The following is a 13963-nucleotide window of genomic DNA, read 5'->3' as shown; positions in this document are numbered from 1 at the left end:
CAACCGTACTTTCGGCGCAGATGGCCCACGTGCCAGAAGCTACTGCAGCGAGCGCCACACCCGCGCCGGTGTCATCGGCAGCTGATGCAACCGGGCACCGCACGCGCGGGCGATGGCGTTGGCCAGCGCGGGAGCGACCGGGTTGTACGGCGACTCGCTCATCGACTTCGCACCAAGCGGCCCGAGCGCGTCGTAGGTGTCGGCGAAGTAGACCTCCGTCACAGGCACGTCGGCCAGTTGCGGAATGTGGTAGTTGCGAAGGTCTTTCGTGATCACCACACCGTCGGGACTCACTCGCATCTCCTCGTAGAGCGCCGAGCCGATCCCCTGCGCCACGCCGCCCTCGACCTGCCCGCGGCACTGTTCGGGGTTCAGCACCACGCCTGCGTCGGCGGCCTGCACCGACTGCAGGATCGTCACCTCGCCGGTCTCGACGTTGACCGCGACCCGGAACGCGTGCACGTTGAACGCCACCGACCGTGGGGTGCCGTCGTGACGGCCCCGGCCGACCAGCGGTGCGGTGCCGCCAGCCGCGATCTGAGCCAGCAGGTCACCACACGCGGCCTGCACCGCAAGGCCGGCCACCACGATGCCTGCCGAACCGAACGCGCCCGTGTCGTAACCCGTTGCATCTGTGTCGGATTGGTGGATCCGCACGTTCTCGACCGTGGTGTTCAACGCGGTGGCGACGAGTTGGGCGTGCACGGTCGAGGTGCCGTTGCCGAACTCCGCCGTGCCGACCGACAGGGTGTACTGGCCGTCGGCATCCGCCGAGATCGACGCCTCGGCGAAGTGACCACGTGGAGGTATGGTCGCGATCATCGCGATCGCCATGCCCTCGCCGACCCGCCATTGCGGGCCGTCGGGTGCCGCCACCCCGTTGCCCGTCGAAAGTGCTTGCTGGGTCAGGTCGAGGCACTGGTCCAGCCCGTAGCTGCCGAACGTCAGGTCGTCGTCGGCGACGTGGGAGTCGGTGAACGCGTCGCCAGGCACCACGACGTTGCGGCGCCGCAGGTCGAAGGGATCCATGCCGAGCCGCTCCGCCAGTTCGTCAAGCGCGGATTCGACCGCGAAGATGATCTGCCCCAGTCCGTAACCGCGGAACGCGCCCGACGGAAGGTTGTTGGTGTACACGGCCTGGGCGTCGACGCGCTTGTTCGCACACCGGTACGCCGCGATCGACTCGCTGCAGCCGTGAAACATCACGCCGGGGCTGTGGTTTCCGTACGCGCCCGCGTCGAGCAGCACGTCCACCGCCAACGCGGTCAGCACCCCGTCAGCCCCCGCGGCGACCGTGGCATCGACCCGGAAGGGGTGACGACACGGTGTCGCGACGAACTCGTCGGTTCGGCTGAACTCGTAGCGCACCGGCTTGCCGAGCCGCAGCACCGCAAGCGCGACGACGTCCTCGGTCAGCATTTCCTGCTTGCCGCCGAAGCCCCCGCCAACCCGCCGGGTGAAGACGTGGACCTCGGCGCGGTCGAGGCCGAACACGTGGCACAACTCGTCGCGGACCAGGAAGGGCACCTGCGAGCTGGTGCGAATCACCAAGCGGCCGTGCTCGTCCCGCCATCCGGTGCAGCCGTGTGTCTCCAGGTGCGCATGCTGAACGCGCTGTGTCGTCCAGCGCCCGGTGACCACTGCGCCGCCGTCGGCGCTGGCGGCCGCCAACCCGCCGTCGACGTCGCCGACCCCGCCGTGCAGTTCGGCCACGACATTGCGGGACACGTCGGCGATGCGGGCGTCCCTGCCCTTGTCGCCGTGCACCAACGGTGCGCCAGGTGACCGCGCGGCCTCGGGATCGAACACCGCGGGCAGCCGCTCATACTCGACGGCGATTGCGCGGCAGGCATTTTCCGCGATGGCCGCGCTGTCGGCGACGACGGCGGCCACCCGCTGCCCGATGAACCGAACGATCTCGTCGAACACGTAGGTGTCATCGGGATCGTCGAGTCGATTGTCGTGCCGGGCGGTCGAGAACGCCACCGCCGGGCTGTCGCGATGGGTGAGGACCAGCTGCACGCCGGGCATCCGTTCGGCTGCCGAGGTGTCGATCGAGAGGATCCGGGCGTGGGGGAGCGGGCTGCGCAGCACGGCCATGTGCAGCAGACCCTGCGGCAGGTGGTCCATGGTGTACTGCTCGGTGCCGGTGACGACCCGAACACCGGCGGGCGCGCCGATCGATCGGCCGGCATCCGATGTCCCGCCGGACTTCTCGGTGTTGGCCCGCCCGGCCAGCGCATCGGTGATGGCCCGATAGCCCGTGCACCGGCACAGGTTGCCCTTCAACTGCTGTGGCAGATCGGCGAGTTGGTCCTCGGACAGTGCCGAGGCGGTGGTGACCATGCCCGCGGTGCAGAAGCCGCACTGGAACCCCGCAGCCTCGACGAACCTGCGCTGCATCGGATGCATGTCGTCGGGGGTCCCCAGTCCCGCCACGGTGGTGACCACGTGACCAGCCGCGCGGAACGCGGGGAACACGCACGAATGTACGGCGGCGCCGTCGACAAGCACCGAACAGGCGCCGCAGTCGCCCGCGTCGCAGCCCTTCTTCACATCGAAGTGGGCGTGTTCGCGCAGGAACGTGCGCAGGCATTGCCCCGGCCACGGATCATCCCGAAGCTCTTCGCCGTTCACGATGATCGTCACGACAGCTCCACCCGCACCTGTTCGGCGAGTAGCAGGGTCATGGCCCTTCGCCAGTCGGGGTCACCGTGTGGATCGTCGGTCCAGGCGGTATCGGGTATGCCGTCGCGGGCTGTGAGGAGTTGGTCGGGGCTGGGGACGGACGCGAACTCGAAGACGAACGGGCGCACGGTGGCCGCCGTCACCGACAGCACGAAACGGCCTCCGTCGGCAGCGATGTCGCGGCGGCCGATCACCACGACACCGGACCGGCCGAGCGGCGACGGGGCGATCTTGCGGTAGGCCGTGCGCGCTCGCAGTGCCGTGGTCGTCAGATGTATCGAGCGCAGCACGTCGCCACCGGCCAGCACGTTCGCAGAACTCCCGGTGACGAATTCCGTGACCGGCAGGCGGTAGTCGCCACCGTCGGGCCGCCACACCACCAGTTCGCCGTCGAGGGCGGAGGCCAGCGAGATCATCGCGCCCGCGGGAAACGACAGGCAGATGTTGCCGCCGACGGTAGCGGTGCTCCAGATCTTGTACGACGCCAGCAGTGCCGTACAGCACTGGTGCAACAGCGGTGCCGCCTGCCAGTCCGGTCTGCTCGATCTCAGCTGGGTCGACAACGCCGACAACTCGGCAATGGTGCAGGTCGCGCTCAGCTCGATCTCGTTGTCGCCCAAGGTGATCGGTGGCCAGCCAAGGCCGGTGATGTCCACCAAGCGGCGCAGATGTGGTTGTGGTTCGGAGAACAGCCACGTGCCGCCGGCCAGCAACGCGTCGCCGGGGGCCAGCGGCCACACCTCGTCGCGGCGGTGCGGGGTGACGACCGCCTCGATGGTGTTCAGGTCCACCGATCGACGGTAGTCAAGCATCACCGCCTGCGCATGTCCGACCCGGCCATGGAATACAAGTGCAACCGAGGGGTTGCGCTCAACTCGCACCATGTGCAATTCTGAAGTTGCACATCAATCCGACCCCGAGAGGCACCCGTGACTACGCTCGAAATCACCCGCAGCATCGACATCAATGCGCCAGCCGAGAAGGTGTGGGCAGCGCTCACCGAGCCCGATCTGATCGCCCAGTGGTTCGGCGACACGTGCGAATTCGACCCGAGACCTGGTGGCGCCGGCTCATTCGGCTGGACGGCGCACGGCACGTTCCGCGTGGTCGTCGAACACGCCGACCGGCCCAAGACGCTGATCTACCGGTGGGCCAGGGAACAGGGCGTCGACCCCGTACCTGGCAACTCGACCGTCGTGCGGTTCGACCTCACCGAATCCGCGGGCGGCACCCGGCTCACGCTTCTCGAAACGGGATTCGACGAGCTCGCCGACCCGCAGTCCGCGCATGACGACAACACCGGCGGTTGGCTGGCCGAGCTCGGCGAACTCGTGGAGTTCCTGGAATCCCGGTGACTGACGAAACCGTGACGATGCCAGGGGTGCTGTCGGTGCTCGCCGACGAGACCCGCTGGCGGATCCTGTCCGAGATCGGCGCCGCGGATCTGTCCGCCAGTGCGTTGGCCGGCCGGCTGCCCGTCAGTCGGCAGGCCATCGCCAAGCACCTCGCCGTGCTGGCCGAGGCCGGTCTGGTGGAGTCTGTCCGTGCCGGACGGGAAATCCGGTACCGCGCGCTTGGTGCGCGCCTGAGCGCTCTGGCAAATGATCTCGAAGTCATCGGCAGACGCTGGGACCGGCGCCTCGATGCCATCAAGCGCATCGCCGAAACGGCGGATTGAACGCTAATCTCTTGGTCATGACGGACGAACTCGCCGACTTCGAGGGGCGAGATCCAGATGGTGACGCCGAGCTACCGCCGGTCGAGTACGCACTTGCCGGCGGTGCGCCGCAGCGGGTCGGCTGGTTCCGTTTCTTCTTCGCCGACGAGCGGTGGGAGTGGTCGCCTCAGGTCGAGCGGATGCACGGCTACGAACCTGGCTCGGTACAGCCCACCACGGCGTTGGTCTTGTCGCACAAACACCCCGAGGACTACGGCCAGGTGGCCGCCACCATCGAGCAGATCCGGCTGACCGCCGGCGCCTTCAGCACCCGACACCGGATCGTCGACACCAAGGGCCAGATCCACCACGTGGTGGTGATCGGTCAGCAGATGCGTGACGATGCGGACACGGTGATCGGCTCCGACGGCTACTACGTCGACGTCACGCCGTCGATCACCGAAGCCAGGGAGGAACGCGTCACCGAAGCGGTCGCCGAGATCGCCGAGGCCCGCGGGGGCATAGAGCAGGCCAAGGGCATGCTGATGCTGATCTATCAGATCACCGCGGACTCGGCGTTCGAGCTGCTCAAGTGGCGATCGCAGGAGGCCAACGTCAAGCTGCGGGTGCTGGCCGAGCAGGTGGTGAAGGACTTCCTCGGACTCACCTATGACGAGGTGCTGCCCAGCCGTGTCGAATACGACCGGTTGCTCCTGACCGCACATCTCCGCATCTAGAGCCAATCACGTTGCTGGTCAAGGCAGTTCGTGGGGTCCATTGGCCACGGCCAACGACATTCGACAAGTGGGTTTCGGCTGGCACGGGTGCGGGCACCCCTGCTGCAGTTTCCACTAGGAGGTCGTGACATGCCAGGAGCGTCGATCAAGCACGAGAAGTCGAACGAGGACCTGCGTCGGCAGGGCGATTCCAAGCAGAAGCTGACTCCAAGTTGCGGAACTCGTGAACAGGTGCCGTTGCCTCAGCACCGTGAGCGCTGGTGATCGTTGCATTCATGGTTAGCTGGAATTCCGAGGGTAGTCTCATCCCGACAGCAGCAGGAGGTCGTGTGGAGAACGAGGTCGAGTTCCGGGTTGTGGCCAAGCTCGAGAACCTAGCCGTGGTGCGCACGCTGATCGGGGCGGTCGGTACCTTCGAAGACCTCGACATGGACACCGTCGCCGATCTGCGTCTGGCGGTGGACGAAGCCTGCACCCGCTTGATCCGGTCGGCCGTTCCGGGCTCCACGCTCATCGTCGTGGTCCGCCCGCAGGACGACGACGTGGTCATCGATGCGTCCACCACGTGCACGTCACCCGACATCATGGCGCCCGGCAGCTTCAGCTGGCACGTACTGAGCTCGTTGATGGACGACGTGACGACGTTCCAGAACGGCGAGGCACTCGACGAGGGCGCGGTGTTCGGCATCTCCATGACGACGAGACGAGCGAGCTCGCTGCGGTGACGACCTCGTCCCCTCGGGGTTCGTCGGCGCGATCGAACTCTGAATACGCCGACGTCATCGACATGTTCCGCGAACTGCAGGAACTCGGCGGCGACGCCTCCGAGACCCCCGAAGCCCCTGAGATCACCCGCCAGCGCGATGCCATCGTCGAGCGGTGCCTGCCCCTGGCCGATCACATCGCCAGGCGGTTCGACGGCCGCGGTGAACCCCGCGACGATCTGGTGCAGGTCGCCAGGGTCGGCCTGGTGAACGCCGTGATCCGGTTCGACGTAGACGCAGGATCGGACTTCGTATCGTTCGCGGTGCCGACCATCATGGGCGAGGTCCGCAGGCACTTCCGGGACAACAGCTGGTCGGTCAAGGTGCCACGTCGGCTCAAGGAACTGCATCTGCGGTTGGGTGCCGCGACGGCGGATCTGTCGCAGCGGCTCGGCCGCGCCCCCACTCCGTCGGAGCTCGCCACGGAGCTCGAGATGGATCGCGACGAGGTGGTCGAGGGTCTGATCGCCGGGAGCTCGTACAACACCATGTCGATCGACGGCGGCAGCGGTACCGAAGACGCTCCCGCGATTGCGGACACGCTCGGTGACGTCGACACCAACCTGGACCGGATCGAGAACCGGGAGGCGTTGCGGCCCCTGCTGGAAGCGCTGCCCGAGCGGGAACGCACGGTGTTGGTCCTGCGGTTCTTCGAGTCGCTGACGCAGACTCAGATCGCCGAGCGGGTGGGCATCTCCCAGATGCACGTATCCCGGCTGCTGGCCAAGTCGCTAGCGCGGCTCCGGGACCAGCTGCAGTAGCGGCTGCCGCGGTTCACCGTGAATGACGGCGAGCGCGGTTTCGATGGTGGGCGCCACCGGCAGCGTCGCGTCCGGATCGCAGATACCCAGCAACCGCGTCACCGCCTTGCTGGGCATCATCGCCCAGTCAGCGCCGATCGCGGCGCACCGCACGTTGAGGCTGTGCAGCGCCGAAAAGCCTGCCGTGCCGAAGAATTCGATGCCCTTGAGGTCTAGCAGCAGGCGCTTCACCGCGTCGGTGTGCCGGATTGCGTACTCGGCGAACTCCTGTGCGTTGGCCGCGTCGAGCTCGCCGTGCGCGGAGACGATGAGGATGGAGGGATGCAGCCAGCGCGTCGCGAATTGGGCGCTATGACAGACGGTTACGGAGTCCGGCTTGGCCGGGCGGGGCGATTCGAACGAAGACACTCTGACTCCATCAGTGGGACGTGGCACGCCAAGGAATCGATGGGCCCTGCGTCTCAAAGCCGTGGGATGACGCTCTTGCTCGGCTGTTTGTCCAACCTGCACAAACGGTACGCCGATCCGGATACCTTGACCTGCTAACTAAGACGAATCTAATGATTCAGCCCAGCCAGCCGCGCTGCAGATCCCACGCCGGCCCAGGTGCGGGCGCATCGTCACGGGTGACGGTGGCCTGGATCAGGCCGTAGGGCCGGTCGTCGGCGTGGAACACCTCGTTGGGGTTCTCCAGCCCGAACGGGGACAGGTCGTAGACGAAGTGGTGTTTGTTGGGCGCCGACAGCCTGATTTCGGCGATCTGGGGGTAGGTCTCCAGCACGGCCTTGCCCATCTCGTAGAGCGTCTGCTGCAAGGCGCGCGACTGGACGACCGCGAACTGTTTCACCAGTTGGGCTTTGACGCCGATGTAGGTCGCCTCCCAAGCTATGTCCCAGTCAGGGCCGGTGCGGTGATACCTCCACTGAGCCACCAACGACGTCGCCATCACGCGATCGTGGGTGGGTTCCAGGACGGTGTACGGGTCGGTCAGGAAGCCGGCGAATTCCGACCCCGTCGACTTCAGGATCACCATGTCCTTGAGGCCGCCGATCACCCACTCGTCGGTGCCGTCGACGGTGATCGCGGCCGTGCGCACCTCCTGGCCCTTGCGTACCCAGGTGTGGTCGTGCTCGGTGCCGTCAACGATCGCGCGTTCCCAGGCGTACTCCTCGATCTCGATCCGCGCGCCGAGAACCGGCTCGACGTCGCCAACGAAGTGCCGGGCCAAGGTGAGCGCGTAGTCCTCGATCGACTGCAGGCCCTTCTCCTTGGCGTAGGCGTAGGCGGTCTGCTTCTGGGTATCTGTGGGCAGCACCTCGGACTGGTCGCCCGCCAGGTGAGCCGCAGTGAAATCGCCACGCAGACAGACGGATACGTTCACGTCGTGAATCTCGTGGCGCGGCGTATCGCGGTAGATCCGCACCAGGCGGTTCTCGGCCTTGCCGTACTGGTTCTTGCCCAGGATGATGCCCGACACGTGTCAGCTCCCTCGGTAGGTGGAATACGCATACGGCGACAACAAAACCGGAACGTGATGTCTTGCCGAGGCATCCGTGATCTCGAACGCGATGACGATCTCCGGGTAGAACCCCGTGATCTCCTTAGCGGCGAAGTACGTCGCGGTGTCGAAGCGCAGCCGGAAGATACCGGCGGCCAGGTCGTCGCCGAGGTTCGCGATGCGCCCGTCGGCGTCGGTGACCGCGCTGGCAAGTACCACGTCGCTGGCGTCGCGCAGCGTCACGGGCACTCCCGGGGCGGGCCTGCCGGACACGGCGTCGAGGACGTGCGTGGAGAGGCTCATGTGCTCGATCTTGCCTCGCCGGGTGGCTCGCTCAGCAGCCGATTCAGGCGAAGCCGGTTGATCTTGGCCAGTTCGTTGCGCATGACGCGGCGTTCGGTGTCGGGATCGTTGCCGAGTCGGTCGGTGAGGATCGCCAGAAGTTCGTCGGCGGAGCGTCCGCTGGCGCACACCAGGTAGACGTAGCCGAACCGCTCCTCGTAGTCCCGGTTGCCGACGGCCAGGGCGGCGCGCACGTCGTCGCCCGCCGCCGTCATGCCTGCCTGTTCCCGGGCTGACGAGGCGTTGTCGACCTTTGCCCCGATGCGGGGATGTCCGTCCAGCGCGGCGTCGATCTCGGCGTCCGGGAGCTCGGCGAGCACCCGGTCGGCGCGGTCGAGCAGGGCGTCGACGTCGGCGAACGGCGCCCCAGCCAGGACACGGCGGGCCCAGATCGGCGACGAGCACACGCCGAACAGCAGGTGCATGCGCTGGCGCTCGGTACTGCGATTGAAGCCGTCGAGACCGAGCGCGGGTTGAGTGGTCATCGATGTGAACTATGGCAACTCGCTGAACCGGCTGAACCGCGCGGCCGCGATGGGGTTGGCGTCGGCGACGAGGTCGCTGAACCGGTAGTTGACGATCTTGGCGATCTCGATCAGTGCGAACGCCTTCTCGGCGGCGGGCGAATTGTCCATCCGAGACCACCCGTTGCGCAGCACCCGGTCGAAGCGTTCGGTCTCCTTGGCGCAGATGATCAGCGGGAAGTCGAAGTGCTCCCGGTACGCGGTGGACAGCTCGACGACGTCGTCGTGGTCGTCCTCGTCGAGGTTGGACAAGGCGACGTGGTCGACGGCGAGCGCGTGGCCGGTCTCGTCCTCGGCGCCGAGGTCGGGGAACGCCCGGATCAACTGCAGCTGTTGTTCGGAGGAACCGGTCAGGACGGCGTCCTGGAATGCCTCGCGCAGTGCCGTGGTGTCGGCGAACGGGCGCTGTTCGATTGCACGCTGCACGGCCCATGGCACGTTCTGCACCACGCTGCCGAACACCTCGGTGAACCGCTCCTTGGTCATCGCGTTGACTTCGTCGAGGGTGATCGACCCGCCACCCGCCACCCGGGGGCCGCGCGACCCCAGATGGAAGAACACGATGTTGAGCGCAATGGCCGCGATGGCCCCGATGCTGATACCGCTGCCGAAGAGCAGGTCGAGGCCGGACGGAAGTGCTTTGGCCACATCGGGATACGACGTCACCCACAGCGCCAATCCGATGCTGGTGGTGACGATGATCAGGTTGCGGTGGTCGGTGAAGTCGACCTTGCCGAGGGTCTGGATGCCGACGACGGCGACTGTCGCGAACAGGGTCAGCGCCGCGCCGCCGAGCACGGGTTGCGGAATCGAGGAGACGACGGCCGCCACCTTCGGCAGGAAGCCGAGCAGGATCATGATGACGCCAGCGGCGGCCACCACCCAGCGGCTCTTGACGCCGGTGAGCCTGACCAGGCCCACGTTCTCGGAGAACGCGGTGTACGGGAACGAGTTGAAGACGCCACCGATCGCGGTCGCGAGGCCGTCGGCGCGCAACACGTTGCCGATGTCGGAGGCCTTGATCCGCTTGCCGACGATCTCGCCGGTGGCCATGGTGCTCCCGGTGGATTCCACGGCGGTGATCAGTAGCACGATGATCATCGTCAGGCACGCGACGACGTCGAACTTGGGCATGCCGAACACGAATGGCTCGGTGAAGCCGATCGCGGACGCGGCGCCCACCTTCTCGAAGCTCATGTCGCCAAGCGCAAACGCGGCCGCGCAGCCGATCACCAACCCCAACAGGACGGCGATCGTGGCGACGAACCCGCGGAACAGGCGCTGGATCCCGACGATGATCGCGATCGTGCCGGCCGCGTACAGCAGCCAGCGCAGGTTCGATGCGTCGATCTCGCCGGTGTGCGGGTTGGTCACGGCGTCGTGGGCGCCGACGGGCACCAGACACAACCCGATGATGGTGATCAGCGTGCCGGTGACGACCGGTGGGAAGAACCGCAGCAGCTTGACGAAGATCGGTGCGATCAGGAACGTGAAGACGCCCGCGACGATCACCGCGCCGTACACGTAGAGCAGGCTCGCGGCTCCGCCGCCGTGTGCGAGTCCGATCGCGATGATGGGGGAGACGCCGGTGAACGTCACGCCCTGCAGAAGCGGCAGGCGCACGCCGATCTTCCAGAACCCGACGGCCTGAATGATCGAGGCGATGCCGCAGGTGAACAGGTCGGCGGTGATCAGCTTGACGAGTTCCTCGCTCGGCAAGTTGATCGCGCTGGCGATGAGGATCGGGACCAGCACCGCCCCTGCGTAGAACGCCACGACGTGCTGGAAGCCGTATGTCGCCAGCTTGGGGATCGGCAGCACCTCGTCGACGGGGTGCACGCGCTTCTTGGGCTTCGCGGCCGTCTCGGCCGATGGGGCGGGCATGCCTCCAAGAATCGGCCAGGTTCACACTATTCGCATGTCGGAGGAACAACGGGTCGTCGGCATTCTCCTTGCCGCGGGGGCGGGAACGCGGTACGGCATGCCGAAAGTCCTTGCCGAGCAAGGGGAGTGGCTGCGGATCGCGGTCGACGCGCTGGACCGCGGTGGATGTGGCGACGTCGTGGTGGTGCTTGGCGCCGCCGTGGTCGACGTGCCGAGCCCGGCGCGCGCGGTCCTGGCGCGGGACTGGGCCTCGGGGATCGGCTGCTCGCTGCGCGTCGGCCTGGCAGCAGCCGACGGTGCTCGGTACGTGGTGCTGCACCTCGTCGACACCCCCGACGTCGGTGCCGACGTGATCGCGCGGGTGCTGGAGGCGGCCCAGTCTGCGGTGTCCGGCCTGGCCAGGGCGACCTTCGGCGGGCGGCCCGGCCACCCGGTGGTGATCGAACGCAGTCATGTCGCGGCGCTGATGGAGACCCTGCACGGCGACGAGGGTGGCCGACGCTTTCTCGCAGGCCGCTCCGACGTCGTTGCCGTCGAATGCGGTGACCTCGCGACGGGTGTGGACGTGGACGTGCGCTGAAACGTGTTGTGAACCAGATAATTCCGGACCGATGAAGCGTCGAGCGGTACTGTTTTCTGACGAGAGCTTCGTACGGGAACGCCTAGTGGTCAAGGACTCAGTCGATGTCGTCAAGCGAACAGAACACCACGGTGTTCCGCAACGTCCGGATCTTCGACGGTCGATCTCCGGTGCTGTCGAACGGCTCGAACGTCCTCGTCCGCGGCTCGACGATCGAGTCGATCTCCACCCATTCCATCGACCCTGTCCACGGCGAGCATCTAGTGGAGATCGACGGCGGTGGACGAGTGCTGATGCCGGGCCTGATCGATGCACACTGGCACGCGATGTTGGCGTCGATGCCGATCGCCGCGATGATGACCGCCGATGTCGGGTATCTCAACCTCGTCGCCGGTGTACAGGCCACCCGCACGCTGCACCGCGGATTCACCACCGTGCGCGACGCAGGGGGCCCATCGTTCGGGCTCAAGCGGGCGATCGACGACGGAACTGTAGCGGGGCCGCGGATCTATCCGTCAGGCGCGTTCATCTCACAGACGTCCGGTCACGGGGACTTCCGCATGCCACACGCAGTGCCACGCGGGATCTGCGGCCACCTCAGTTACATCGAAATCATGGGTCTATCGACGATCGCCGATGGCGTCGACGAAGTGCTGCGGGCAGTGCGCGAGCAATTGATGCTCGGGGCGACGCAGATCAAGATGATGGCAGGCGGCGGTGTGTCGTCCAGCTACGACCCGGTTGATGTCACGCAGTACACCGAGGCTGAGTTGCGCGCCGGCGTGGAGGCGGCCGAGAACTGGGGCACCTACGTCCTGGTTCATGCCTTCACACCGCGGGCCGTGCAGCAGGCGCTGCGGGCTGGGGTGCGGTCCATCGAGCATGGATTCCTGCTGGACGACGCCACGGCGGCGATGATCGCCGAGCGCGACGCCTGGTGGAGTTTGCAGCCGATGCTCGACGACGAAGACGCGATCCAGTTCTCCGAGCAGGCGAAGCGAGCCAAGCTACGCCAAGTAACCGCGGGAACCGACCAGGCATATGGACTCGCCAAGAAGCACGGGGTCAGGCTCGCGTGGGGTACGGACACGCTGTTCGACGGCGGGCTCGCCGCGCGGCAGGGTGCCCAGTTGGCCAAGATGACGCGGTGGTTCACACCGGCAGAGGTGCTCAAGATGGCCACGTCGGACAATGCGGCACTGTGTGCGATGTCCGGTCAGCGCAACCCTTACCCGGGGCGGCTCGGCGTCCTCGAAGAGGGAGCTCTCGCCGATCTCCTTCTCGTTGACGGCAACCCGCTCGAAGACCTCCAGCTACTCGCTGACCCGGACCGAACCCTGCTCGTGATCATGAAGAACGGAACGATCTACAAGCAGCTCACGAGTGAACCCCACCGAGCGAGGTAGGGACACGCTCGCCGACCCCGGCGCTCAGAATGGTGGTATCGAGTCGAATGCTGCGGCTTCGTTCTCGGCTTCGTTGCGTCTGCGTTCGTCGTCGATCCGTTGGCGGCGGTCTTGGCTGCGGGTGGTCGTGCGCCGTGGCATGGTCAGCCCGGCGGTGTGTGCGGTGGGGGTCTCGGTGACGGTGACTGGTGCGGTGGGCAGGCACAGGCTGGGGAAGAGCAGTCGGCTGCCCGGCCGGGTGGTGTAACTCTGCCCGGACGGCGAGGTCCAGACGACGTCGCCGTCGGGTAGCTGTCGGTCATGCCAACCCCGTGGCCCGCCCCAGAAGGTTTTCAATAAGTGGTGAAACCTGCACAGGCACTTGAGGTTCGACGCGCAGGTGGGCCCGTTCGGGTACGGAATCGTGTGGTCGGTGTCGCACCGGTCGGCGGGCACGTTGCAGTGCGGGAAGCGGCACGTCAGGTCGCGGCAGCGGACGAAGTCGGCTAGCGCCCTGGAGGGGGTGTAGCGGGGTTCGGGTGGGGCGTTGCCGGGGTGCACGACCGGTACGACTTTGGCGTGCAGGGCGGCGCGGGCCACGACGGGTCCGGGCAGCAGCGGCCCGCCGATGATCACTCCGGGCGGGGTGGCCAGGGGTTCGCCGGGGTCGGCGTTGGCTTCGGTGATGACCTCGGCCAGCGTCATCTCGCGCAGTGGCTTGCTCAACATTGGGGGTGATTCGCCGTCCAGGGAGGCGTGCTGCGCGGACGCACGGGCAGCCATCTCGCCAGACTCGGCCTGGGCATCGCTGGGTGTGGCGGTGCCGCCGTCGACACCGGTGGGCGAATTGGCCGGGGCGCCACCACCATCGGACCGCTCAGGCTGGGCCAGGGGCGTGTCGACGGAGTCGGCGTGCGCGACGACGTGAACGACGACGGTGCTGGGGGTGGCGATGCCGCCGAGGCAGTGCTGGTTGCCGCAGAGGCAGGCCAATCGGTCTTGCCGGTGCGCTAGGGCGCCCATCGCGTCGGAGCGGAGTTGATCGCGTGTGCGGGGGTCGTCGTCGCACACCGTGGAGGCCAGCGCGTCCAGTCGTTGGTCGAACGCAGCGGCGTCGGTGGCGAACAGGGTGCCCCACAGTGT

Annotated in this window: 15 protein-coding genes; 7 read left to right on the top strand and 8 right to left on the bottom strand. The window is 66.9% G+C overall.

Annotated elements, in window-relative coordinates:
* Positions 1 to 39: 39 nt before the first annotated feature.
* Entirely contained in the window at positions 40 to 2649 is a 2610-nt protein-coding gene (locus HNP02_RS28630) for a molybdopterin-dependent oxidoreductase (RefSeq protein ID WP_184444025.1), read from the bottom strand.
* A complete protein-coding gene (locus HNP02_RS28625; protein WP_184444024.1) occupies positions 2646 to 3479 on the bottom strand; it encodes an FAD binding domain-containing protein in 834 nt (277 codons plus the stop codon). The genes HNP02_RS28630 and HNP02_RS28625 overlap by 4 nt, the downstream gene beginning before the upstream one ends.
* A 138-nt stretch (positions 3480 to 3617) precedes the next feature.
* On the opposite strand from HNP02_RS28625, the gene HNP02_RS28620 reads away from it, so the two are divergent.
* The 5 genes from HNP02_RS28620 (at position 3618) to HNP02_RS28600 (ending at position 6607) form a co-directional block, all read left to right on the top strand.
* Positions 3618 to 4043 carry an SRPBCC family protein gene (locus HNP02_RS28620; RefSeq protein ID WP_184444023.1) on the top strand — a complete coding sequence of 142 codons (426 nt, stop codon included), beginning with the start codon at positions 3618 to 3620 and terminating at the stop codon, positions 4041 to 4043.
* 17 nt (positions 4044 to 4060) lie between these two features.
* Positions 4061 to 4366 carry a helix-turn-helix transcriptional regulator gene (locus tag HNP02_RS28615; protein WP_184444202.1) on the top strand — a complete coding sequence of 102 codons (306 nt, stop codon included), beginning with the start codon at positions 4061 to 4063 and terminating at the stop codon, positions 4364 to 4366.
* A gap of 17 nt (positions 4367 to 4383) precedes the next feature.
* On the top strand, positions 4384 to 5082 hold the full coding sequence (locus tag HNP02_RS28610) for a PAS and ANTAR domain-containing protein (RefSeq protein ID WP_184444022.1): 699 nt from the start codon (positions 4384 to 4386) through the stop codon (positions 5080 to 5082).
* A 275-nt stretch (positions 5083 to 5357) separates the two neighbouring features.
* Complete coding sequence (locus HNP02_RS28605; RefSeq protein WP_375373717.1) at positions 5358 to 5807, top strand: ATP-binding protein; 450 nt, start codon at positions 5358 to 5360, stop codon at positions 5805 to 5807.
* A 62-nt stretch (positions 5808 to 5869) separates the two neighbouring features.
* A complete protein-coding gene (locus HNP02_RS28600; RefSeq protein ID WP_255507087.1) occupies positions 5870 to 6607 on the top strand; it encodes an RNA polymerase sigma factor SigF in 738 nt (245 codons plus the stop codon).
* Here the strand turns inward: HNP02_RS28600 and HNP02_RS28595 are convergent.
* The 5 genes from HNP02_RS28595 to HNP02_RS28575 all read right to left on the bottom strand — a co-directional run bounded on the left by HNP02_RS28595 (position 6578) and on the right by HNP02_RS28575 (position 10855).
* A complete protein-coding gene (locus HNP02_RS28595; protein WP_184444019.1) occupies positions 6578 to 7015 on the bottom strand; it encodes an STAS domain-containing protein in 438 nt (145 codons plus the stop codon). The genes HNP02_RS28600 and HNP02_RS28595 overlap by 30 nt on opposite strands.
* Positions 7016 to 7172: 157 nt before the next feature.
* The gene (gene pucL, locus HNP02_RS28590; protein WP_184444018.1) at positions 7173 to 8084 is read right to left on the bottom strand and encodes a factor-independent urate hydroxylase; all 912 of its coding nucleotides are present in this window, start codon (positions 8082 to 8084) and stop codon (positions 7173 to 7175) included.
* A 3-nt stretch (positions 8085 to 8087) separates the two neighbouring features.
* Positions 8088 to 8408 (bottom strand): hydroxyisourate hydrolase, encoded by a 321-nt coding sequence (gene uraH / locus HNP02_RS28585; protein ID WP_184444017.1) that lies wholly within the window; start codon positions 8406 to 8408, stop codon positions 8088 to 8090.
* Positions 8405 to 8932: a 2-oxo-4-hydroxy-4-carboxy-5-ureidoimidazoline decarboxylase gene (gene uraD, locus HNP02_RS28580; protein WP_184444016.1), complete on the bottom strand. Its 528-nt coding sequence runs from the start codon at positions 8930 to 8932 to the stop codon at positions 8405 to 8407. Before uraD ends, uraH begins: the two co-directional genes overlap by 4 nt.
* A gap of 9 nt (positions 8933 to 8941) precedes the next feature.
* Positions 8942 to 10855: a solute carrier family 23 protein gene (locus HNP02_RS28575; protein ID WP_184444015.1), complete on the bottom strand. Its 1914-nt coding sequence runs from the start codon at positions 10853 to 10855 to the stop codon at positions 8942 to 8944.
* 34 nt (positions 10856 to 10889) lie between these two features.
* Between HNP02_RS28575 and HNP02_RS28570 the strand changes: the two genes are divergently transcribed.
* Together HNP02_RS28570 and HNP02_RS28565 are read left to right on the top strand one after the other, a co-directional pair.
* Positions 10890 to 11435, top strand: coding sequence for an NTP transferase domain-containing protein (locus HNP02_RS28570; protein WP_184444014.1), 546 nt, complete (start codon positions 10890 to 10892; stop codon positions 11433 to 11435).
* 104 nt (positions 11436 to 11539) lie between these two features.
* Positions 11540 to 12841 carry an amidohydrolase family protein gene (locus HNP02_RS28565; RefSeq protein ID WP_184444013.1) on the top strand — a complete coding sequence of 434 codons (1302 nt, stop codon included), beginning with the start codon at positions 11540 to 11542 and terminating at the stop codon, positions 12839 to 12841.
* Positions 12842 to 12865: 24 nt separating this feature from the next.
* On the opposite strand, the gene HNP02_RS28560 is transcribed toward HNP02_RS28565, so the two are convergent.
* On the bottom strand, positions 12866 to 13963 hold a 1098-nt coding region (locus tag HNP02_RS28560; RefSeq protein WP_255507057.1), incomplete at its 5' end, for an HNH endonuclease signature motif containing protein.

This window comes from Mycobacterium sp. AZCC_0083 (genome assembly GCF_014202335.1).
Classification (GTDB): Bacteria; Actinomycetota; Actinomycetes; order Mycobacteriales; family Mycobacteriaceae; genus Mycobacterium.
Note: the sequence above shows the minus strand (reverse complement) of the source record. Positions and strands in the feature narration are given on the sequence as shown.